The 22010-nt window shown below is 64.6% G+C and carries 21 protein-coding genes and 1 pseudogene; 9 read left to right on the top strand and 13 right to left on the bottom strand.

From position 1 onward, the window contains the following. Positions 1–7 precede the first annotated feature (7 nt). The 3 genes from OKW29_RS14415 to OKW29_RS14405 form a co-directional block, all read right to left on the bottom strand. Positions 8–1510 carry a PepSY-associated TM helix domain-containing protein gene (locus OKW29_RS14415; protein ID WP_429291533.1) on the bottom strand — a complete coding sequence of 501 codons (1503 nt, stop codon included), beginning with the start codon at positions 1508–1510 and terminating at the stop codon, positions 8–10. A 70-nt stretch (positions 1511–1580) separates the two neighbouring features. Then, positions 1581–3854, bottom strand: a complete 2274-nt coding sequence (locus OKW29_RS14410) for a TonB-dependent receptor (RefSeq protein WP_429291532.1) — start codon at positions 3852–3854, stop codon at positions 1581–1583. Positions 3855–4038: 184 nt separating this feature from the next. Further along, positions 4039–4449, bottom strand: a complete 411-nt coding sequence (locus tag OKW29_RS14405; RefSeq protein WP_429291531.1) for a DUF2946 domain-containing protein — start codon at positions 4447–4449, stop codon at positions 4039–4041. Between OKW29_RS14405 and OKW29_RS14400 the strand changes: the two genes are divergently transcribed. Next, complete coding sequence (locus OKW29_RS14400) at positions 4448–4675, top strand: hypothetical protein (protein ID WP_429292548.1); 228 nt, start codon at positions 4448–4450, stop codon at positions 4673–4675. The two genes, OKW29_RS14405 and OKW29_RS14400, sit on opposite strands and share 2 nt — an antisense overlap. Here the strand turns inward: OKW29_RS14400 and OKW29_RS14395 are convergent. The 3 genes from OKW29_RS14395 to OKW29_RS14385 all read right to left on the bottom strand — a co-directional run bounded on the left by OKW29_RS14395 (position 4670) and on the right by OKW29_RS14385 (position 7593). Then, a complete protein-coding gene (locus OKW29_RS14395; protein WP_429291530.1) occupies positions 4670–5266 on the bottom strand; it encodes a molybdopterin-dependent oxidoreductase in 597 nt (198 codons plus the stop codon). The two genes, OKW29_RS14400 and OKW29_RS14395, sit on opposite strands and share 6 nt — an antisense overlap. A gap of 321 nt (positions 5267–5587) precedes the next feature. After that, positions 5588–6895, bottom strand: coding sequence for a LysR family transcriptional regulator (locus tag OKW29_RS14390; RefSeq protein ID WP_429291529.1), 1308 nt, complete (start codon positions 6893–6895; stop codon positions 5588–5590). Beyond that, positions 6892–7593: a GntR family transcriptional regulator gene (locus tag OKW29_RS14385; RefSeq protein WP_429291528.1), complete on the bottom strand. Its 702-nt coding sequence runs from the start codon at positions 7591–7593 to the stop codon at positions 6892–6894. Before OKW29_RS14385 ends, OKW29_RS14390 begins: the two co-directional genes overlap by 4 nt. Before the next feature lie 391 nt (positions 7594–7984). Between OKW29_RS14385 and OKW29_RS14380 the strand changes: the two genes are divergently transcribed. The 3 genes and pseudogenes from OKW29_RS14380 to OKW29_RS14370 form a co-directional block, all read left to right on the top strand. After that, entirely contained in the window at positions 7985–8827 is an 843-nt protein-coding gene (locus OKW29_RS14380; RefSeq protein WP_184007389.1) for a gallate dioxygenase, read from the top strand. Continuing rightward, positions 8827–9186 (top strand): protocatechuate 3,4-dioxygenase, encoded by a 360-nt coding sequence (locus OKW29_RS14375; RefSeq protein WP_090806862.1) that lies wholly within the window; start codon positions 8827–8829, stop codon positions 9184–9186. The genes OKW29_RS14380 and OKW29_RS14375 overlap by 1 nt, the downstream gene beginning before the upstream one ends. A 47-nt stretch (positions 9187–9233) precedes the next feature. Beyond that, positions 9234–9440, top strand: a pseudogene (locus OKW29_RS14370) (MarR family transcriptional regulator); the annotation flags it as partial. A gap of 165 nt (positions 9441–9605) precedes the next feature. Here the strand turns inward: OKW29_RS14370 and OKW29_RS14365 are convergent. The 4 genes from OKW29_RS14365 to OKW29_RS14350 all read right to left on the bottom strand — a co-directional run bounded on the left by OKW29_RS14365 (position 9606) and on the right by OKW29_RS14350 (position 14136). After that, on the bottom strand, positions 9606–10241 hold the full coding sequence (locus OKW29_RS14365; RefSeq protein ID WP_429291527.1) for a PqiC family protein: 636 nt from the start codon (positions 10239–10241) through the stop codon (positions 9606–9608). Continuing rightward, a complete protein-coding gene (locus tag OKW29_RS14360) occupies positions 10238–11533 on the bottom strand; it encodes an MlaD family protein (protein WP_429291526.1) in 1296 nt (431 codons plus the stop codon). Before OKW29_RS14360 ends, OKW29_RS14365 begins: the two co-directional genes overlap by 4 nt. Beyond that, entirely contained in the window at positions 11530–12735 is a 1206-nt protein-coding gene (locus OKW29_RS14355) for a paraquat-inducible protein A (RefSeq protein WP_429291525.1), read from the bottom strand. Before OKW29_RS14355 ends, OKW29_RS14360 begins: the two co-directional genes overlap by 4 nt. 210 nt (positions 12736–12945) lie before the next feature. After that, complete coding sequence (locus OKW29_RS14350) at positions 12946–14136, bottom strand: L-dopachrome tautomerase-related protein (protein ID WP_429291524.1); 1191 nt, start codon at positions 14134–14136, stop codon at positions 12946–12948. A gap of 518 nt (positions 14137–14654) precedes the next feature. On the opposite strand from OKW29_RS14350, the gene OKW29_RS14345 reads away from it, so the two are divergent. Then, a complete protein-coding gene (locus tag OKW29_RS14345) occupies positions 14655–15431 on the top strand; it encodes a hypothetical protein (RefSeq protein ID WP_187617359.1) in 777 nt (258 codons plus the stop codon). Between the two features lie 142 nt (positions 15432–15573). Here the strand turns inward: OKW29_RS14345 and OKW29_RS14340 are convergent, their stop codons facing one another. After that, complete coding sequence (locus tag OKW29_RS14340; protein WP_429291523.1) at positions 15574–15960, bottom strand: BON domain-containing protein; 387 nt, start codon at positions 15958–15960, stop codon at positions 15574–15576. Between the two features lie 55 nt (positions 15961–16015). Further along, complete coding sequence (locus OKW29_RS14335; RefSeq protein WP_429291522.1) at positions 16016–16558, bottom strand: cysteine hydrolase family protein; 543 nt, start codon at positions 16556–16558, stop codon at positions 16016–16018. A gap of 229 nt (positions 16559–16787) precedes the next feature. On the opposite strand from OKW29_RS14335, the gene OKW29_RS14330 reads away from it, so the two are divergent. Continuing rightward, entirely contained in the window at positions 16788–17108 is a 321-nt protein-coding gene (locus OKW29_RS14330; RefSeq protein ID WP_008917257.1) for a pyrimidine/purine nucleoside phosphorylase, read from the top strand. Positions 17109–17296: 188 nt separating this feature from the next. Here OKW29_RS14330 and OKW29_RS14325 read toward each other — a convergent pair whose 3' ends face one another. Continuing rightward, on the bottom strand, positions 17297–17944 hold the full coding sequence (locus OKW29_RS14325; RefSeq protein WP_184025548.1) for a DsbA family oxidoreductase: 648 nt from the start codon (positions 17942–17944) through the stop codon (positions 17297–17299). Positions 17945–18158: 214 nt separating this feature from the next. Here OKW29_RS14325 and OKW29_RS14320 point away from each other — a divergent pair, with 214 nt between their 5' ends. From OKW29_RS14320 to OKW29_RS14310, 3 genes are all read left to right on the top strand, one after another. Continuing rightward, on the top strand, positions 18159–18887 hold the full coding sequence (locus OKW29_RS14320; protein WP_429291521.1) for a 2OG-Fe(II) oxygenase: 729 nt from the start codon (positions 18159–18161) through the stop codon (positions 18885–18887). Between the two features lie 103 nt (positions 18888–18990). After that, positions 18991–19893 (top strand): LysR family transcriptional regulator, encoded by a 903-nt coding sequence (locus tag OKW29_RS14315; RefSeq protein ID WP_429291520.1) that lies wholly within the window; start codon positions 18991–18993, stop codon positions 19891–19893. 133 nt (positions 19894–20026) lie between these two features. Continuing rightward, positions 20027–21982, top strand: a complete 1956-nt coding sequence (locus OKW29_RS14310; protein ID WP_429291519.1) for an aconitase family protein — start codon at positions 20027–20029, stop codon at positions 21980–21982. The last annotated feature ends 28 nt before the right edge of the window (positions 21983–22010 follow it).

The raw sequence follows: 22010 nt of genomic DNA, 5'->3' as shown, positions 1-22010 counted from the left end.
CTTGATCTCACGCGACGCCGTTCGGTTCCGGTCGTGAGTCACGGCCGAAAACCAGCCGGTCGAGCAGCCACACCGCGACGAGCGTTGCGCCCATCAGCGGGAAAACGACGCCGAGAAGCGCGAGGCCGGTTTTCCAGCCACGCATCGGCGGCGCGGCGCGCTCGCGCGACGGCGCGCCGAGCGAGCGTTGCGGCCGACGTTTCCACCACATCGCGAAGCCGGTCACAGCGAGCGCGCCAAGGCCGAGCGAAATGGCCGCGCACAGTATCTGATTCGCGACGCCGAAGTAGCGACCCATATGCAGCGAGGTGCCGTACGACACGGCCTTCGCGATCGCGCCGTAATCGCCGTAGCGAATGTCCTTCAGGATCGCGCCGCTGTATTGGTCGACGTACAGCGTGCGTTCGTGTTTGGGATTCGCGGGGAACCAGGAGAGCGTGTAGACGCCGGCTGCGGAGTTCGGCAGCACGATGCGGTAGCCGTCCGCGATACCGAGCGACGCGGCGAGCGCGACGATATGCCCGAGCGACAGAGGCTGCGCCGCGTCGGTGGCCGCGGAAGAGGGCACGCTCGCGTTGCCCGCGGCCCACGGCGTCAGCGGCAACGGCAGGTCGTCCATGACCATGCCGGGCATCGAGCCCATGTCGGCGCGCGTGGCATGCGCGAGCGTGGCGCTCGCGTGGTCCGGGTGGTCCGAGGGCGTTCCCGGCACGATGGAGCGCAACGGCAAACCGCCCCACGCGCCCGGCGGAGCGCCAAGCTGCGTCGCGGTCGCGAACGCCTTGAACTGCTTGCCCCACGAGCCGGTCCACGGCAGCCCCGTCAATACGAACGCAAGTGCGCCAAGGGCGAGCCAGATGCCGATCACCGCGTGAAGACTTTTCCATAGCGGACGTCCTTTCAGCGCCAGGCGCGGCAGCAGCACAGCGCGCGTGGTCGTTTTGCCGCGCGGCCACCATAGTGCGACGCCGGTGCCGATCATCACGAGCGTCCAGCATGCGGCCAGTTCCATCAGCAGTTCGCCGGGCTTGCCGAGCAGCAGCTTGCGATGAAGCATGCGATCCACCTGCATCAAGCGATGCTCGACGCTCAGCGTGCCCAGCACCTCGCCGCTATACGGATTCAGATAGATGCTCTGCTGCGTGCCGTCCGCGAGACGAAATACGAATTCCGCGCTGCGTTGCGGATCGCGCGTGATCACGGCGGTCGTCGCGATCGAGCCGGGCGGCATCGCCGCGCGCGCTTTCGCGAGCAGCGCGTTGTCGGCCAGCCTCGGCACGGCTTGCGGTGCGACGACCAGTTGCTGTCGATAAAGCAGCGGCTCGATCTGCGGCTGGAAGCAATACAGCGTGCCGGTGATGGCGAGCACGAGTAGAAAAGGCATCACGAAGAGGCCCGCGTAAAAGTGCCAGCGCCACAGTGTTCGATAGCCTGGATGTGTCGGGCCGCTCGTGGCGGCGGTTGTACCGTTCTGCGCGCGCACGCGTTCGGCGGTTCGAGTCGTGGACATGAAATCCTCGTCGGGCAAATGGGTCGATGGTTCGTGTGCGACAAGCGGTTTGCCGCGTCTTGCGTCAGGCTTAGATATGCAGCTTCGCTTCGACATAAAACGTGCGGCCCGGATACGGGTGGTAGACGAAGTAGCGTGCGTCGAACAGGTTGTCGACGCCGATGGCGAGTTCGCTGAGCTTCGTCGGCTTGAACGTGAACTTCGCGTCGGCGACCGTGTAGGTGCTGGTGCCGCCGAACACGTTGGGGTTCGTGTCGGTATTCGTCAGCGTGTTGTATTGACGACCCGAGTAACGCGCAGCGAGCGTCAGCGCCGCGCGCGCGTCGAAGTGATACGTCGCGGCAAGATTCGCGCGCCACAGCGGAATGCGGTAGAAGTACTTGCCGACCGAGGCCGGATTCCGTGCGTTCTCGAGGATCTTCGACTGCGTGTACGCGACGCTCGCGAGCAGATCGAGCCCGCGCACGAACACGTCCTCGCCCGAATAGCTTGCTTCGACGCCGCGCGAGCGAACCTTGCCGATGTTCTGGAAGTTCGTCACGTTCGGAATCACGGTGGTGTCGGTCTGACTGAAGATCGTGTTCTTCACGTCGTCCTGAAACAGCGAGAAGCGAAACACGCCATTCCAATGCGCCCATTCGGCGCTCAGCTCTTTCGATAGATCGTCTTCGGGCTGCAAATATGGATTGTTGTTGACGATCGCGGAGCCGTTGATTTGCCCCTGGAACAGTTCGCTCGCGGTCGGAAAGCGATACGCGCGAGCGATCGACGCGCGCAAAGTCAGCTCGTCGCTGACATCGAACGATAACGACGCCTTCGGCGAAAGATGGCGCTGGCTGGCATCGCTGTACGCGATCGTCGCGCCGGGCAGCGACTGTGCGCCATCGTAGGCTTGCCAGTCTTCATAGCGCGCGCCGTAGACGAGCTTCCAGCGCGGCAGAAAGCGCCACGCGTCCTGCGCATAAAGAGCTTGCGTCTGCGTCTTGCCGGTGAACGCGTTGGCGAACGAGGTCGCGTCGCCGTCGCGCCAGTTCAGCGTGTTGTAGGTCTGGTTGTCGACGAAGTAGTTGTCGTAGTGGTAGCCGACGCTCAGTGCGTGATTGGCCAGTCCTGGCTGGTTCGTCGCAGGCGTATAGGTGCCGCGCAGGTCCAGCGTCTTCCAGCCGGTGCCGTCGTTGAACAGCACGGTGCCGGGGCCATTGCCCGGGCCGCCGGCATTCGCGGTGCGTGCGACGCCATTGCCGATGTCGTAATACGAGGCGATCGCCTCGCCGTTCCAGCCGGTCGCGTTGCGCGTTTTCAGCGACACGCCGTAGAGCCAGTTCTCGCTGTGCCCGACACCCGGCGCAAACGCGGCCGCCGGAATCGTGTAGTGGTAACCGTTGATCGATACGTTGCCGCTGTACACAGGGTTGCCGGCCGCGTCGCGCAGGAACGTCGATGTTTCGCTGTTGTACGTCTGGTGCCAGTAGCCGAGCGTGAAGCCGCCCTGCAGCGTCGGCGTGAAGTCGTACTGCATCTTCAGCTTGAACTGGTCCTGCACCGTGTGCTCGATGCCTTCGCCGTTCACACCGAGCACGGCCGTCGGCGCATTGGTCTGGTTGTTGTAGAAATAGGCGCCGGTGACGGGCGTGTCGCCGGCCTTGGCGGGCGTGGTCGATTGAGCGAGTGTTGCGAATTGCAGCGGCTGACTCGTGTTCTCGAGATGATTGACGCCGAGCCGGTACGAGAACTTGCCGATGCTATCGCCGATCGACGCGCTCGCTTCGCTGCCGTTGAAGCTCTGGTTCACGCCGAACAGGCTGAAGTGCTGCGTGAATGCCTTCACGTCGGCGTTGGCCTCGAACTGCTTTGGCATGCGCGTGCTGATCAGCACGGTCGCGCCGAGCGAATTGCCCGGATACAGCGCGGAAAACGGCCCGTAGATTACGTCGACCTGCTGGATTTCGTCGGGATACACCATCGACCAGCGCGGTGGAAACGAATAGCTATTGCCAAGCAGGTTGCTCAGCAGCAAGCCGTCCGCATAGACGAGGCCGCGCGCGCTCTGCGTATTGCCGGTGCCGCGCACCGCGATGATCGAATTCAGATCGCCGATAAAGCGCTTGCGTACCGCCAGGTTCGGCATGTACTTGAGCACGTCCTCGGTGTTGACGACGTTCCAGTTCGCGAACTGATCGCGCGTCACGGTTTCGACGGAGGCGGGCAGGTTCGGGTCGACGGCGCGCGGTGTGGCGCTCGCGCTTGCGCTCGCACTGACGCTGACGGCGGGCAGCGTCGCGTCGGTGTTTGCGTCGGCGGCATGCGTGGGTGTTGCGACGAAAGCCGGCACGAAGGCAGGCATGAGCGCGGGCCAAAGAACGGAACGACGAACCGCGCGATGAGCGGAAAAGACAGCGTCACGACGGACGCAATAAGAGAGCCTTCGCAGCGCGAAGTTGAACATGAGCGTTTCCTCGATGCATTGAACAGGCGATCGCAGGCCTCGTCGATGTAGGCGACGAAGGCGCGATCAGAACCGGTAGCGATCAGGAAACGGCAGGTGGGGCGCGCGGACGTCCCGACGGGAAGGCGCCAAGCGGGGTGAAGCGGGTGGACAGCGTGGGCGGCGCGGTGGCGGCCAGCGGCGGCGCGGCCGGCGGCTCGACGGCGGCGAGCGTCGGCATCGCGACGTGATGTTCGAGCAGATGACAGTAGCCGCAGGCGCCGAATGCATCGTCGTGGCTCAGATGCACGGGCGCGGGGCTGGATTGAGCGACGACGCTCGCATCGCTCACATTGCTTGCACCAGCCGGATGAAGCGCCGAACATAGCGCGGCAATCGGCTCGTGGGCGCGGCCCGATTCGAGCAACTGACTCATGAGCGGCGCGAACACGACGAGCCACATGGCGACGAGGCCAAGCCATGCGGTCAGGTGGTTGCGCGAGTGTCGAGTCATGATCGTCGAAGAAAAGACGGGCGCGATTCTAGCATCACCGCGCGATCCTTTCATTCGCAATGACGGCCTGAGCTTCGTGAGCTTGCAGAAGGGCAGGGCGAGGACGAAGCGCGCAATGCGCCGGTACACGCTGCGCCTGTTCCGGCGCGCGCCGGGCGAGGACTGGGCGAGCTCGGTCGAGCGCGTGCGGCAGGCGTGCGTCGAGCGATTGGGCGGCGCGCTATGACGCCTCTGTGAGCTGCATGTGATACAGGCCCCACGGCGACAATTCGAAGCGGTCCTTCAGTGGCTTGGCCGCGAGTTCGGGAATCTGATCGGCGTCGTAGATCGCCCATAACGGCCCCACGCCGCCGAGCGCCAGCGGCTTGCCGTCCATTTGTGTCGCGACGATGAAGTGATACTCGCGCACCTTGTCGAGCGTCGTCAACACCGCGTAGCCATCGACCGCGTGCATGACGATTTGCGTGCTGCCCGCGTCGGGCGCGCCGACGTTTGCGAGCACGTCGGTGAGCAGCGGGCCGCTAAACGTATGCATGTGCGCATCGTATTCGATCGTCGGATGGATCGTCACGGTCTTCATGCTGGCGAGCCACGGCAGATCGACGCCGTACGCTTGCGAAAACTTCACCTGATGCTTCGCCAGCAGTTGATCGAGAGCCGGATTGAGCGCGCCGCGATTGCTGTGTTTGATCGCGCCGGAGATCGTCAGGACGACTGGAGACGGCCCGCATTCGGCGTGCTCACGCTTCGCGCCGAATGCGGGCGCGACCGCCGCGCCCAGTGCCGCGGCGCTGGTCAGGAACTGGCGTTTGTTCATTACGTTTTCTCCGGGTGTCTTCGAGGCGCCGCGTGGTGAGGTGCGCGCTCTTCTATTGTCGGAGAATTGTCGCCGCACGTGATACGGCGATGCTTCATTAACGCGTCATTCGCTATGCTATTTCCGCATGCGGTTCGTGCCGGAGCTGGCACGGTTCCTTGCGCGGCGGTCCAATGCGGTGCGCGTCTTCACAGGTTTATGACGAAGTCCTTTTCCAATGCCACTGAACGCACGAACCAGGCGCAACGCAAGAAGCCTCGCGTACATCTGGGAATTCACACTCGACATCAACTCTTTGTTGCCCCTAATCATTGGAAGTGCTCAGTTCGCGCCGATACTGACGGTGCGCGTCACATCGACGACCGACAGCCGGATCGCGTCGATCAATGCGCGCGCGGCCGGTGACGGCGTGCCCGCCGCGCGCATCGTCAGGCCGATCTCGCGCCGCGTGTTGTGCAGCGGTACATCGAGCACCACCAGTTGCCCGGACTGAATCTCGTGATGCAGCTGCTGCGCCGACAAGGCCGCCGCCATGTCGGTACCGAGCAGCAGGCCGCGAATCACCGCGAGGTCGGCGGTCTCGACGGTCGGCAGAGGCGGCTTCACCTTCATCCGCTTGAATTGCGTTTCGAACAGCGCACGCGCCGGCGCGTTGCTGCGCGGCAGAATCCACTGCGCGTCGCGCAGACCCATGATGGTCAGATCGTGCGCGTGAGTCAGCGGATGACCGCGGCGCACCAGCACCACCATGTCTTCCGACATCAGCCGCTCGTTTTTCAGGCCGCTCGTCGCGTCGTTGTCGCGCAGCGCGCCGAGAATGAAATCGATGTCGCCCGCGCGCAGACCGGCCACGAGCGTCTCGTATGCGCTTTCGTCGGTGACCACGCGCACGCCCGGATTCACCGAGGTCATTCGCGCGATCGCCTTCGGCAGGATCAGCGTGCGCCCGAGCGGCAACGCGCCGACTGTCACCGAGCCCTGAATCTTGCCGTGCAATGCGGCGATATCGTCGGGGACGTGGCGCAGTTCGTTCAGCGCGCGGCGTACGTGAAGCAGGAACGTCTCGCCCTCGGCCGTCAGCAGAATGCCGCGCGGGCTGCGGTGAAACAGACTCAGTCCCGAGCCGCTTTCGAGTACCCGGATCGCGGTACTCACCGCGGGCTGGCTGATGCCGAAGGTTTTTGCCGCGCTCGGCATATGCCGATGCCGCGCGAGCGCCGCGAATAGTTGCAACCGCCGCGTGTTGAGCAGGTACGCGGGCAATGCGCCTTCCGCGACGGGCCGGCGGCGCGTCTGTCGCGCGGTGCACCATCGGGCGAGTTCTTCGAGTTCGGCGAAGATCCGCTCGCAGCGATGCAGCACCGCGCGGCCGACCGGAGTGGGCAGCATGCCCGAAGGACCGCGATCGAACAGCGGTTCGCCGAGCGCCGACTCGAGCTCCTGCACGGAGCGCGTGACCGCCGACTGCGCGCGAAACAACGCGGCCGCCGCGCGCGTCGCGCTGCCCATCTCGGCGACGAGCCGGAATGCGCGCAGTTGCGCGAGATTGAGCAGGTCCTTGCTGCTGACCGACAGCGGCGCTTTGGCGCTCGCCTGGCTGGTGGCGGCGGAAAGCGTGTCGTTGCTCATGCCGCGCCCGCGATCAGATGCAACGACGGCAGCGACAGATTCAGACTTTCCTTCGAGATATGCGTGTGCTCCTTCATCAACGCATCGACGCGCGCGCCTTCGCCTTTTTTCAGCGCGTCGACGATCGCGTGATGCTGGCGATGCGCGTACATCAGCATCATGAATTGACGCTCGCGCGCGGATTCGTCGAACGCGATCGTGAACGGCGACACGAACGGCACCTTGTCGTTCAGACTGAGCGCGGCCGTGACCGCCTGGTTCTGCGCCGCTTCGACGATCAGCGCATGAAAGCGGCCGTTCATCTGCGCGTAGCGCACGTCGTCGCCTGGCTGCAGATGCTTTTGCTCGAAGATCGCGTCGCCTTCACGCAGGCAGTCGTCGAGCGCGGCGGCGAGCGCGGGGCTCACGCCGTTTTCGGCGACCGAGCGCGCGGCGAGTCCCTCGAGCACGCCGCGCACGTCGATCGCGTCGAGTACGTCGCGCACGCTGAAGCGGCGCACGACGTAACCGCGCGAGCCCGAACGATCGAGCAGACCTTCCGACGACAGCACGCTCAACGCATAACGCAGCGGCGTGCGCGACACGCCGAGCCATTGCGCAAGCTGCGCTTCGACGAGCCGCTGCCCGGGCGACAGTTCGCCCGACAGGATCTTCTCGCGTAAGGTCTGCACAATCGCTTGCTGGGTGGTCTCGTTCATCGTTTCGTCGCTCGTCGGAAGCAGCGCAGTATAGCCACGCGTGCAGCACCGCTCCAAGCCTTAAAAATGTGTGTTGCGAGTTGTTTTCCGGGCCATCTGTTTTATTTATCGCGTGACGAGATGCCGAGGCGTCGCGGAAGGCTTGCCTCACGGGCTTGGGATACCGAGGGGGCCCTGCGCGGCGTGGGTCGGGGTGCGCTTCATCCGCGCTCCGGCCGCGCAAATGCCAGGTTTTTACTCGTCAACCCGGCGCTGCCTGAGGTATACCCGTGCTTCCCGTATCGCGACACAATTTCTATCTTTGTATCCCAAGACGGTCGTGGTGACTAGCGCGGTAAACCTGGCGACCTATCCGATTGGCAGCAGCACGAAGTGACGGAAGAGAACGAATATGGCAAGAATCATTGGTGGTATCGGCACGTCCCATGTACCCACGATCGGGTTGGCGTACGACAAGGGCAAGCAGAACGAACCGGCATGGGCGCCGATGTTCAAGGGTTATGAACCGGTGGCGCAGTGGCTGGCCGAGCAGAAGCCCGACGTGATGGTGATGTTCTACAACGACCACGCGAACAGCTTCTTCTTCGACTGCTATCCCACGTTCGCGCTCGGCGTGTCGCCCAACCACGAGTTCGCCGATGAAGGCGCCGGCAAGCGTCCGCTGCCCGACATCGCCGGGCATCCGGATCTCGCGATCCATATCGTCGAGCAACTGGTCGCCGACGAATTCGATCTGACCGTCTTCCAGGACCGCCCGCTCGATCACGGCGTCAATTCGCCGCTGTCGCTGATGCTGCCGCATCAGGGCGGCTGGCCGCTGTCGCTGGTGCCGCTCGAAGTGAACGTGCTGCAGTATCCGCTGCCCACCGCGAATCGCTGCTACCGGCTCGGCCAGGCACTGCGTCGCGCGATCGAATCGTTCGAGCAGGATCTGAAGGTCGTGGTGGTCGGCACGGGCGGGCTGTCGCACCAGGTGCATGGCGAACGCAGCGGCTTCAACAACACCGAATGGGACATGGAGTTCCTCGACCTGATCGTCAGCGATCCGGAGCGTCTTGCCGCGATGAAGCACGTCGATTACGTGCGCCTCGGCGGCGCGGAAAGCGTCGAGACGATCATGTGGCTCGCGATGCGCGGCGCGCTGGGTCAGAAGGTCCGCGAACTGCATCGCAACTACTACCTGGCGACCAGCACCGCGATGGCCGTGACGATCTACGAAGAAGAGGTGGCGTAATGAATCCGCAACTGGTTGGCGTCGAAGAACTGACCGGCACGTATCCGTTCGATATCCGCCAGAGCATGAAGGCGATGCGCCTGAACCGCTTTTTCTGGCAGATGCGCGAAGCGTCGGCGCGCGCGCTGTGGCTCGAAAACCGCACCGCCTCATACGATGCGGCCGGCCTGACGCCGGAAGAACGCACGCTGGTCGACAACACCGACTGGATCGGTCTGATTCGTTATGGGGTGTCTTTCTTCGTGCTCGAGAAGTTCGCGCGTGTAGTGAAGATCACCAATCTCGGCGTGTACGCGAGCATGCGCGGCGAAACGCTCGAAGCGTTTCTGAAGACTCGTCAGGTACCCGACGCCGTTTAAAGGCCGCGCATCGAGGCGCGCATCAAGGCAGCGCTGTCCGCTGGGCAATCCGATTTGACGCCCCCGCCAAGCCCCGCGACACGACGATTCTCGAACTCCGCGAGTTTTCCCGCCGGCTGGTCCGCGAACTCGGTTTCATGCGCACGACCATCGCCGACAGCGATCTGGCGCCATCGGCCGTGCATGCGGTGATCGAGATCGGCATGTCGCCGGGCATCAGCGCCAAAGATCTGGCGACCATCCTGCGGCTCGACGCGGCGCGTCATCTGTACGAGTCATTCGGCTTTCGGCCAAGTGAAGAATCGGAAGGCACGCAATGGGGAACACGCGTGGTCGAGCAGCGTTTCAACCGGCTTTCCGCAAGGAAAGGCGATAACGGTACTGCGTGATCGGCGCGGCAGCGAACTCGACGCCGTCGGTCAGTGCGCGAGGACCGACGCCGCGATCCGGTCGGCCAATTCGCCGAGAACGCGGCTCAACGCGGCCGCCTGCGCGAGCGCATCGTGTCCATCGATCGCGGAGTCGAGCGTCACCTGCTGCCGCAGCGGCGCCTGATCCGAGTGCCCGGCCAGCAGCGTCCACTCCGCTTGCAGCGTCAGCGTGCCGCTCTCGTCGGCCGTGGCATTCAGCACGGTGACGACCAGCCTGCGCGTGCCGGGCGGCGCGGGTGCATCCGGAATGACGAACGACCCGGCGGGCAGCCGCGTGAGCAAGTCCTGGGCAAGCGTTTTGCGCATCATCTGAGCGAGCGGTGCGCCCCACCGGTCGCTATCGTCGATCGTCAGCCGGTTCTGCGAAGCCAGCGTGACGACTTCGAGCCGATCGAGCACCGCGGGAATATGCACGGCAGTCAGTTGAATCGGTGGGATCGGCGCCGTGGCGGCCGGCGCGTCGGCGGGCATCGGGTTCAACGTCACATAGCGTGTCGGTATGCTGTGTCCGCATCCGGCGAGCGCCATCGCCGCGACGGTTACGACAAACGCCGCCGTCCTGACGCTCGTCGCGAGCGATGCCGCGACGGCGCGTCCGACGGGGAACGTGGACCTCGTCATCATTGAGCCTCCTGCTGCCTGCCATGGATCAGCGCCTCCGGATGGCGGTCGAGATAGTCGGCCAGTGCCCGAATCGAGCGTGCGGTGTCGGTCAGCTCCTGCATGGTGGCAGGCAGGTCGTTCTGGCTCGACGCGTCGCCGCCTAGCGTACGGTTCGCCGCGGCAACGGTGCGATCGGCCGCGTTCGCCGTCTCGCGCAATTGCGCGACGAGCGGACCGATCTGTGGCGAGACCTGCTGCAACGTGTGATCGATCTGCGCGACCGAGTGGTCGATGTGCGTCAGGCTGTCCTTGATCTGAGGCGAGGAACTGAGCGCGTTGATATGCGCGGCGATACTGCGGACCTGTTCGCCGGTTTGCCGGATCGGAAGATCGTCGATTTTCTGGATCACCTCGTTGGCCTTGGCCATCGTCGTGTCGAGATTCGCGGCGGCGACACTCGGAATGACGGGCAGGCCGTCCTCGCTGGCGAGCGTCGCCACCGGCGCGCCTTGCACGAAGTCGAGGTTGATCTTGTCCGCGCCGACGAGCGGCGGATCTTGCGACAACCGCGCGCGCAAGCCTGTGGCGACGAGGCGGGTGAGCATGGCATCGACGAGCGGGCGCCAGTCCCCGTTGGCCGGTGGCGGCGCGCCGACGATGCCAAGCTGCGACGGGTTCAGCGCGATCTGCACCGGGGTGCTCAGCGCGCCCGTGCGTGCGTCGTAGTTCAGGCGCACGCTGGTGACGGTGCCCACGTCGAAACCGCGCAATTGCACATCGGCACCACTCTTCAGGTCGCCGACCGCACCGTCGAAGCGCACCAGATAGGTGACGACCGGGCCGTGCCCCGGCGCGAGCGCGGGGCGGCGATCGACACCGTCGAAACGCGATGCCGGCTCGCCGGGCCCGGGCTCCATCACGATCTCGGGGCCGGACAGCACTGCCTTGATCGACGCCGGATCGTTGAGATCAACGTGGGCGCCGCGCAGGAAAAACCTGGTCTCGCTGCGCAGATACTTTTTTTCGGCGCGATCTATCTTGAGCTCGGCTTTCACGTGTTGACCATCGGGCGCGAGCGTAATCTCCGAGACGGCGCCGACCTTCACGCCGCGCAGCGTGACGATCGTGTCGTCGGGCTTCATGCCGTACGCGTTGTCGAAGGTTACCGTGACCGTCTCGCCCTGATGCATCAACGCGCGAACGCCGAGCCATCCGGCCATCGCGAAGGCTGCGACCGGCACCGCCCAGATCCAGCCGGGCCACGCGCTGCGCCGCACCTGGGCCTGCGAACGACGGGGACGCGTGCCGCTCATCGCTTGCTCCGCGGGTGGACGTCCCACATCAGGCGCGGGTCGAAGGCGCGCGAAGCGGCCATCGTCAGCAACACGACCAGCGCGAACGCGGTGGCGCCGATGGCGGGTCTGGCCGCGGCGATGCCGTCGAACCGGATCAGCGGCACGAACGCGGCGATCGTGAACACGTCGACGTACGACCATCGGCCGAGTTCGTCGATCAGGCGGTACAGATGCGCCTTGACCCGCAGATGCCGGCGCGAACGGCGCCGAACGGAGACGACGAACCATGCCATGCCGAGAATCTTCGCCACCGGAATGACGATGCTCGTACAGATGATCAGAATGCCGATCGGCCACAGGCCAGCGTGAAACAGCTGGTAGACGCCGTCGATGATCCGGGTTGAGTGGGTCCGCCCGAGTTGCATCGAAGTGGTCATCGGAAAGAGGTTGGCCGGGATCGTCAGAACGAGCGCGGCGAGCGACAGCGCAGCCGCGCGCACGACGGCGTCGGTTTTGCGAGCGCGCAACGTCAGTGCGCAGCGAGGGCAGGGGCGCCCCTCCTGCGACATCGGCACGACCAGATCGCAAACCGTGCAGGACAGCGGCGCTTCATGTTCCGGCAACTCGTTTTCCGCGGCGATCGCGCGCCACACCGTTCTCCGGTCGAGCGACGCGCGCGTGAGCATCGACAGCAGCGCCGCGGCGATGAAGCAGTAGCCGCCGGGGGCGATCGTGCCGGTCAGATTCTGCGTCACGCGCGCGTAACCGACGAAGCAGCCGACCAGATAGACATCGGGCATGGTCCAGATGTCGAGCGAGGTGGTCCAGCGAAACAGCGCACCGATTCCTCTGGTACGCCGGCCGAGCCGCAGCGCGGCGAGGACGATCACGAGGCCGCCAAAGCGGATGAATGGCAGCACGATACCGAAGGTGCCGAGCAGTACCGCGAGAATGAACCAGCCATCGTTCCACATCTCCACGATGCCCGACGACAGCAGTGATGAGCGTTCGACGCCGAGCATATGGACATACATCAGGGGCGCGAGGTTGGCCGGAAACAGCAATACGAAGGTCGCGCTCGCGCAGGCGAGCGCCGCGGTCTGGCTTCGGCCGCTACGCCGCTCGAGCGGAAAGTGACAGGCGCGGCAACGCGCGTAGGTATGGGCGGTGAGCGGCGGGATGTCTTCGAGCGCGCCGCATTCGGGGCAGCCGATCGTCATGCGACGTTCTCCATCGGCTGTCCGTTTTCAGGCGGGCAGCGCGTTGCGAATGAGGTTTCGCCGATCATCACTCGACCCCTGGCGCCGTTTGGCGCGTGCATGTACGGCAGACGCGCTGGCGCGCGCCAGCTCTTGTCCTGCACTAGCATGGCGCGTTCCCGGCCGGTCTCGGCGCGCCGGGCAGCACGGACGAACGGCGGCGGTGTGGCGTCAGTCGGGTGAGCGGTTCCGATCCGCTTCGCTTTGCGAGCCGGGCGGCGTGCCCGGTTTGGTGTCCGGCGCCGCTGACGGAGCGGCGTCGGCAATGATCAGCAACCTCGAAGACAGCGCGTCGGGATGGCCCGGCTTGAACCAGTTCATCTCGGGAATGCGTGAATCGGTCAGGTAGATCGTGCCGTCCGGCCCTTCCGCGAACGTATCCGGCCATCGCAGGCCGGGCTCGTGCAGCAAGGTCGTCAATGTCGCGCCGTCCCATACCTTCACCGCATGTTCTTCGACCGCGGTAATCAGCAGGCGTCCCGTCCGGTCGATGTGCAGCCCGTCGGCGGGGCGATGCTCGAGCACTTTCTCGACGCGGTTGCCGACTTCATCGGTCGCGAGCGTGGTATCGCGAAGCGCTTCGGTGGGCACGCGGTAAAGCGTTTTGCCCTTCACCGCCTGCCAGTACAGATACAGTCCATCGCGAGTGAGCGCGATGCCGTCGGCCGCCAATTCGACGCCGCGTCCATCGGGACGCCGCAATGGTGCGCCGCCTGCATGGACCGTGACGCCCGGATCCGTTTGCGTCGACGGATGCCCGTCGAGCACGCGGCGCGCTTGACCGGTGCCGAGATCGACCACCACGATCGCCCCGCGTGTTCCAGAGTCCGTGATGTAGGCGAAACGGCCGTCCCGACTGATGCGCACGTCGTTCAGATAGCTGCCCTGAGGCGCGATTTCGAGCGTGAACGCAATGCAGCCGACGACGCTATCCGTCGCAAGATCGATGCGGACCAGTTTAGGGGCACCCGGCACGACGAACGCCTGGGCCGGCGCGCCGGGGTCGAGTACCCACAGGTTGTTTTGGCAATCGCACAGCATCGCCTGCACGCAGACCCAGCGATCCTGCGGGTTCAACTCGTCACGCCTGGCATTGCGCCAGCCGTTCCATCGATCGTCGGGATAAGGACGGACGTCGCCATCGGGCGTGAGTACGCCGACGGAGATCGGCGCGTCTTCTGTCCAGCGCGGGAAGTTGACGAAGATGCGTCCGTCCGCGGCGACGGCGACGCCGGTCACCTGGTGCCCGAACGACGCAATCTCGCGCAGATGCGGCAGCGAGCCGTCGTCACCGGCGCTCGATGCAGGCGCGGCGGTCAGTGGAACCCGATCCGCGGCGGCTGGCGTGGCGGTGTCTTTCATGGGCTGCCTCCGGGACAGGACGGAAATGTCCGTATTCAGCAAAGCGAATGCCGCGTGCAAGGATAAAGTAGATCGTAATCCGCGAATCTTTCGGAAGGTATTCAACGTGAATTGCGGACCGCCCTTTATGCGAATTGTTTGACTTTCGCGCGAGCAGAGAACGGGAGTGCGCGCAATAGGGAAAGCCGAGTTGTCGCGTAGCGCTTGATACGACATGGCGCGCTAAAAGGCCGCGTTGCTACTACGTCATTCAGGGCGAAAAGAATCGCTCCGCGGCGGCGTGCGGAGCCGCCGTACCAAACGGTCCATTTCGGCAACTCTGACTCTCAGGGTTTCTCCTGACTCGCCTTTGGACCCGCCGTGTCACTCGTGCGCTACACCGCTCATTTGCAAAGAAAAAATAATGCCGACGTCAAAGGAATGTGCTAGAAAATAACAATTGCACGCGCAGACGAATAGCCACGCCTGCAAGTAAAAATTTCGGCTTTCAATACTCTTAATCGGCCGCGAGGTGGATCATGAGAACAAGGACGCTTTGGGGGCTCGGGGTGACGACGGTCGCTTCGGTGCTAACGCTGCAGTGTTATCCAGCGTGGGCCGACGGGCCCGAAGCGGCCTATGCGTCCGACGACGAGGTGCCGGCCGGCTCGCTCAGTCCGAACGAGTACAAGGTCAATGCGGACGGCATGAAAGAAGATCCAAATGCGAAGATGTCGGACGTGGCCCGCGCGTATCGCAATGGCTATATCAATCGCGGCAAGCAGGATCAGGCCGATTACCAGGCAATGATCGACTCGCACAATCACGGTCAGCGGCAACCCGCCAGGACCGACGTCGCGCGGGTCGACGTGCCGCCGCTGCCGCCGGGCGTTCCCGAAGACGATAACTCGAAGTACACGAGTATTCCGCCGCAGCCTCAGAAGCCGCGGCCGGTCCAATACGCGCAGCGTCAGGTGCCGCAACCGCCACCGCAACAGCAATATCAGCAGGTGTACCAGCAGCCGCAATACGCGCCGCCGCCAATGCAATACCAGCAGGCGCCGGCCTACGCGCAGATGCAGCCGGTCTACGACAACCAGCCGGTATACGTGCGGCAGGACTATCCTCAGCCGCCCGTGCAGTACGTGCCGGTTTATCCGCAGGCGCAATACGATGAAATGCCGCAGGTCGTGGAAACGGTGGTTCAACCGGCCGCGCCTGTCGCTTATCAGGTTTATCGTCCGCCGGTCTATTGGGCGCAGCCGCGCGTGTATGCGTATCGCGCGCCGGTCTACAGCTATCGTATGTGGCGTTGAGGTATTGCGCGAGTCGTGGCGGCGTTGCGCAACAACGGAGCGCCGCGGCGAATACTCGCACGCATCGACTGATTGGCCGATAGAAAGTACTCAGCCCGCCGCATTCGTGGCGGGCTGAGTACTTTCTTTTATTCGTTTTGCGCTAGTGACCGCTGGCACCTCTCGTGCGCACATTCAGATGGTTATTCACCTGTCTGACTCCGCGCACCGATCTCGCGACACTGCCCGCGCGTTGCACCTGAGCGCGCTGCGGTACCCAACCGGTCAGCGTCACGATACCGCGGCGCGCCTGCACGTGAATCGACGTTGAATGCAGGTTCGGTGTGCGTGCGAGCGCGCGCCGCACGTCGCGCGCGAGCTCGCTATCGGGTCTGTTGCGACCCGGCGATGCCGCGATGGATTGGCTTTGCGCGGAAGCATCGTTCGGCATGCCGCCGCTGGTTTGCGCATTCGCACAGGTCGCAGTGCCGATCGCAATCGCTGCCGCGGCAATGGCGCCAATCAGGGTGCTCGCGCTGTCTTTTCTCACAAGTCCTCCTGTACCACCTGATTGTCGCTCGCCGCGCAGCAGATCGACGTTGCGGCTATTGCGGTTGCCCGTTGCCCAATAGCGCGTCCGTCGTGACGACCGTGCAGTACTCGTGATCGAGATTGGCCAGTGACATCGCGTGAATGTCGTCGGCGCTGCGCGGCGTTCCGTTCCAGTCGGTCCGTGCAAAAGTGAAACAGCCGTCGGCCACGAGATACGTATCGAAACCGAGGTTGCCGGCCATCCGCACCGTGGCCTCGACCGAGTTGTTGGTGATGACACCCGCCACGACCAGCGTCGTGTGGCCGGCGGCGCGCAGGCGGTCCTCGAGTCCCGTGCCGATGAACGCGTTATTCGTGCGTTTCGCAATCACCGGTTCGTCGGGCAACGGCACGTTCGACGCCTTGAATTCGTGTCCCGCCTGACCCGGCCGATAGTGCGACCCAGGCTCCGTCGAGTCGTGCCGCACATGCCACACCGGCCAGCTTCGGCTACGCCAATGCACGAGCAAGCGGCTCACCTGCGTCTCGGCTGCGGGATTGTTGCGCTGGCCCCAGCTCGGATGATCGATCGCGCGTTGCAGATCGATCAACAACAATACGGCGCCGGCGGAAGGAGCGGGAGAGCGCATGGGTCGAATGAGTCTGTGTCGGTGTCTATATGATTCTGGCAGACTTTACCGTATTGGCGCCATCAATAGCCATGTATGATGGCGGGCTCGCGCCCGGCAGGGGCCCTGCGCGGGCGGCTTGCGCGGATCGCGCGCCGTCTGCCGCGCCCACCGGGCCGCAACGCCTCCCTTCACGATGACCCAGAGGAAGACCGCCATGACGGCTGCAACGCAATTCGACCAGGTTTCTGTTGTCAAACGAGCCAACGTGTACTTCGACGGCAAGTGCGTGTCGCACACCGTGCTGTTCGCCGACGGCACGCGCAAGACGCTCGGCGTGATCCTGCCCGGCACGCTGAACTTCGGCACCGACGCGCCGGAGCTGATGGAAGTGCAGGCGGGCAAATGCCGCATCCGTCTCGACGGCAGCGATGAGTGGAAGACCTATGGCGCGGGCGAATCGTTCTCGGTGCCTGGCAAGAGCCGCTTCGATATCGATGTGGTTGAAACGCTGGACTACGTTTGCAGCTATCTGTAAGCGGCTTTAAGGCGCGTGCAGTGGGATAAGAAAGACCTGTTGCAAGCAGCCGGGACGGCTTGGACAACGGGCCCAGGCTATCTTTGCTCAGATGTGTTGAAGAGACAACACGCAAGCATTCGCGAGTGCATGCTTGAGCCAGGTGCTCAGAATGGGCCGTCCATTACGCTTCGCTTCGACGATGAGCCTTACGCCGTCTCTTTCGCCACGATCTCCTCGATCACCTGCACGAATTGCTCGACCGGCTGGCCGCCGGTCACCAGATAGCGGCGGTTGAAAATGATCGACGGCACCGATTGAATGCCCATTTCCTGATTGTTCTTTTCCGCTTCGCGCACTTCATCGGCATACGCGCCGCTCGTCAGCACGTCGCGCGCTTCGTTGGCGTCGAGTCCTACCGACTGGGCCGCTTCGACCAGCACGTCATGATTGCCCGGATTCTTGCCGTCGGCATGATACGCGCGCAATAGCGCGAGCTTCAGCGGCAACTGGTGGCCTTTCAGGCCGGCCCAATGCAGCAGGCGGTGCGCGTCGAACGTGTTGTAGGTGCGGGTGCGCGGACCGAAATCGAAGCCGACGCTCGCGCCGCGTTCGCGGATCATCGCCTGCGTTTCGGCGATCTGCGCGGCCGTGCGGCCGTATTTCTTGCCGAGATACTCGACGATGTCTTCGCCGTCCGGTCCCATCTGCGGATTCAGTTCGAATGGATGCACGACGATGCGCGCGTCGATTTTGTCCTGAAGCCGCGCGAGCGCGAGCTGCAGCGACGACAGGCCGATCGCGCACCACGGGCAGGCGATGTCGGAAACAAAATCGATGGTGAGCTGCTGTTTCATGGTTGTCCTAGGCGGAATGAAGTGCGATGCGGCAGCGGCAAGTGCGGCCGCAACGATACCGACAGCGTAGCGGGAATCGTGCGTCCGTGCAGTGCGGCCGAATTTGACCGCAAGACCCGGAGTGTTTTCGCGCCGCCACACTCGTACACTAAGTTCATCGAGCTACCTACTTTGATGGCGCGGGCGACGAGCCCGCCCCGCCCACTCATCGACGATGAACGCAATCGCTCCCACCCAAACGATCGACCAACGCGTCGACGCACTCGACTGGCCGCGGATCGAACACGATCTCGATCAGTACGGCTGCGCCGCCGTGCCGCAACTGTTGACGCCCCGCGAATGCGACGCGCTGAGCGCGCTCTATACACGCGACGCGCTTTATCGCAGCCGCGTCGTCATGGCGCGCCACGGCTTCGGTCGCGGCGAATACAAGTACTTTGCGTATCCGCTGCCGTCGCTCGTCGGCGGCTTGCGCGGTGCCCTTTATCCGCACCTCGTGCCGGTCGCGAACCGCTGGAACATGGCGATGAGCATCGACGTGCGCTATCCGCCGAAACATGCGGATTTCATTCGACGCTGCCATGACGCCGGCCAGGTGCGTCCGACGCCGCTGATCCTGCAATACGGCGAGGGCGATTTCAACTGCCTGCATCAGGATCTGTACGGCGAACACGTGTTCCCGCTGCAGGTTGCGGTACTGCTGTCGGAGCCGGGGCGCGACTTCACAGGCGGCGAGTTCGTGATGACCGAGCAACGTCCGCGCATGCAGTCGCGTGCCGAAGTCGTGCCGCTCGCGAAGGGCGACGCGGTCGTGTTCACCGTGAACAGCCGGCCCGTGCAGGGTACGCGCGGGCCGTATCGCCTGAATCTGCGGCACGGCGTGAGCCGCCTGCGCTCGGGACATCGGCATACGGTCGGCATCATCTTTCATGATGCGCTGTGAGGGCCGCTGTCGGCGCAATGGCGCAACACCGCGTGCCGTGAGACGATAACGGCCACGACTCCAGCGATCTGCCGCCATTGTCGTAGATCCGTCGCCTCGTCCCATGGAAAACCTGCTCAAGAAACTCGATCTGACTTCGCTGCGTCTGTTCGTCGCCGTTTGCCAGGAGCGCAATATCGCGCGCGCGGCCGAGCGCGAGTTCATCGCGTCGTCGGCGGTGAGCCGGTGCATCGCCGAGATCGAGGCGCTGATCGGCCTGCCGGTGATTCAACGGCAGTCGCGCGGCATTACCGTGACGCCGGTCGGCGAGACCGTGCTGCGCTACGCGCTCGCGATCATCGGCAATATCGAGCAGATGAGCGCGGAGTTGTCGCGCTTTTCGGCGGGCGTCAAAGGGCGCGTGAGGGTGGTCGCGAATCTGTCGTCGATCGTGCAGTTTCTGCCTGAAGACGTGGCCGCGTTCGGCCGCGCTTTCCCGGATGTAGCGATCGAACTCGAAGAAGAAAACAGCGCGGACGTGCTGCGTATCGTCGACGAACACGGCGCGGACTTCGGCATCTGCAATCCGGTTGCTGGCAGCGAGGCCTTCGAGCAGGTGCCGTACCGGCAGGACCGGCTCGCGGTGCTCGTGCCGGGTGGGTATCGGCTCGCCAGCGCGGCGCGGGTGAACTTCGACGATCTGTTGCACGAGAGCTTCGTCGGCTTGCGCAGCGAAAGCGCGCTCACGCGCTTGCTCGCGCAGCAGGCGGCGAGCGCGGGCCGGCAGCTCGACGTGCGGATGCGCGTGAGCAGTCTCGATGCGCTGTGCCGGATGGTGCATGCGGGGCTCGGCATCGCGATCGTGCCCGAGCCGGTCGGCCTGCTCTACGTGAACACGCTCGATGTGCGGCTGCTGCCGCTTGCCGATGCGTGGGCGGAGCGTCATCTGATCATCATCTTCAAGGCGCGCGAGCAGTTGAGCGCGAGCGCGGCCGCGCTGGTGTCGTTCCTCGGCAATCCGCCTTAGACGATTCCACCACCCGCACTCCGCGCCGCGGCTCCGCCATCGAGCATTCGCGAAACGAGACGGCAGCATTGCCGCACCGGCACTTCGGCATCTGCCTTGCGCACCGTATAGTGAGCGCAAGGAGAATGCAGTGATGAGCGATACGATTCGTTTGGACGGCCGCGTGCTGTACCTGTCGCAAGACCCGGCCGTGATCGAGGCGCAACTGGCCGGCGAAAACTTCACTCGCGACACGGCGGGGCCGTTGCGCGACAACGTGTCGACGGACGAGATCACGCCCGTCACCGTAATGCTCACCTACGACGAGCGCCTCGGCCAGTACCCGTACGTCGGCTTCAAGGCCGGCGAGGGTCTGCCGATCGGCCGCAATGCGGTGAAGGACGGCGGCTTTCGCGTGACGGTGGCCGGCAAGCGCTACGGCAAGGGCTCGTCGCGCGAATCGAGCCCGCTCGCGGAGTTGTCCGCAGGTATTCGCCTGATCGTTGCCGAGAGCTTCGAGCGTATCTATCAGCAGAACTGCGACAACATCGGCATTCTGACCACGACCGATTTTTCCGTGCTCGATCGCCTGCTCGCAGGCGTTGCGGTGCCGATCGACGAATTCCTGAAAGGCCGCGACTCGCTCACGCAGCAGATCATCCGCAGCGGCGGGCTGCTCGCGTATAGCCGGTTCGCGGAGTGGCCCGCGCCGGGCGGCCGCGCGAGCGATGCCCCGAACGAGGCGCCGGGCGCCGAGCCGAAAACGCTGGTCGAGAAGATCATCGACCGTCATCTGCATCCGGGCACCGCGAGCGCGCAGCGCGGCGACGGCGTGTTCATCGCCGCCGACTGGCGCTTCAGCCACGACTATTTCACCGGCATGTGCGCGCATCTGATGCATCGGGCGTTCGGCAAGCCCGCGCCGCTGCATGCGCCGGATCACATCATCGCGTTCCAGGATCATCTCGTGCTCGCGCCGCAGAGCATCCCTCACGTGCGCGACGGTCTGTTGCCGGGCGTCGCGAATCTGATGGAAGGCCACACGTCGTTTTCGCGCGACTACCCGGTGCGCTCGCACGGCGCGCTCGATGGTGTGCCCGGCTCCGAGGGCATCTGTCATGCGTTGATGGCCGAGCAATACGCGCTGCCGGGCCAGGTAGCATGCGGTACCGATTCGCACACGCCGCATTCGGGCGCGCTCGGCTGCCTCGCATTTGGCGCGGGCGCGACCGAAATCGCCAATAGCTGGGTCACGGGCTACGTGCGCTGCAAGGTGCCGGAGACGCTGCGCATCGAGATCGACGGCCAGCTGCGCGACGGCGTGACCGCGAAGGACGTCGTGCTGCATCTGCTGCGGATGGAGGCGATTCGCTCGGGCGGCGCGATCGGCCTCGTGTTCGAATACGGCGGCGCGGCGGTGCGCGCGATGTCGATCGACGAACGCGCGACGCTGACCAACATGGTCGCGGAACTCGGCGGCTTCACCGGCATCGTCGAACCGGACGAGCGCACGGTCGCGTTCCTGAAGGAGCGGCGCGGCGTCGATTTCGTGCTGGAAGGCTGGATGAAAAGCGACGCGGACGCGACCTATCGCGACACGATCCATATCGATGCGAACGCGATCGAGCCGATGCTCGCGCGTCCGGGCGACCCCGGCAATGGCGTGCCGGCGCCGCGGCTCGAACAGGACGTCGCGATCGATATCGCGTACGGCGGCTCGTGCACCGCGGGCAAGCGCGAGGACTTCGATTTCTATCACGAGGTGCTGCGCTGGGGCGTCGAGCACGGCCTACGGGTGCCCGAGCGCACGCGTTTGTATCTGCAATTCGGCACGATGGCGGTGCGCGCGTATTGCGAGGAGCAGGGCTATCTGCCGGTGTTCGAGCGCGCGGGCGTGACGCTCGTGATGCCTGGCTGCGGCTCGTGCGCAAACTGCGGACCGGGACAATCGGCCAACCCGAACGACGTGACGATCAGCGCGATCAACCGCAATTTCCCCGGCCGTTCGGGCCCAGGCGACGTGTGGCTCGCGAGCCCGTACACGGTCGCGGCGAGCGCGCTGGCCGGGAAAATCACCACGTTCGAACAATTGCAACGCGCGCACGGCTAGAATGCTGGCCGGACTCCGGCCGACCCAT

The organism is Paraburkholderia sp. CI3 (assembly GCF_050436505.1).
Taxonomy (GTDB): domain Bacteria; phylum Pseudomonadota; class Gammaproteobacteria; order Burkholderiales; family Burkholderiaceae; genus Paraburkholderia; species Paraburkholderia tuberum.
The sequence above is the reverse complement of the archived record's forward strand: the minus strand, read 5'-3'. Positions and strand labels throughout refer to the sequence as shown.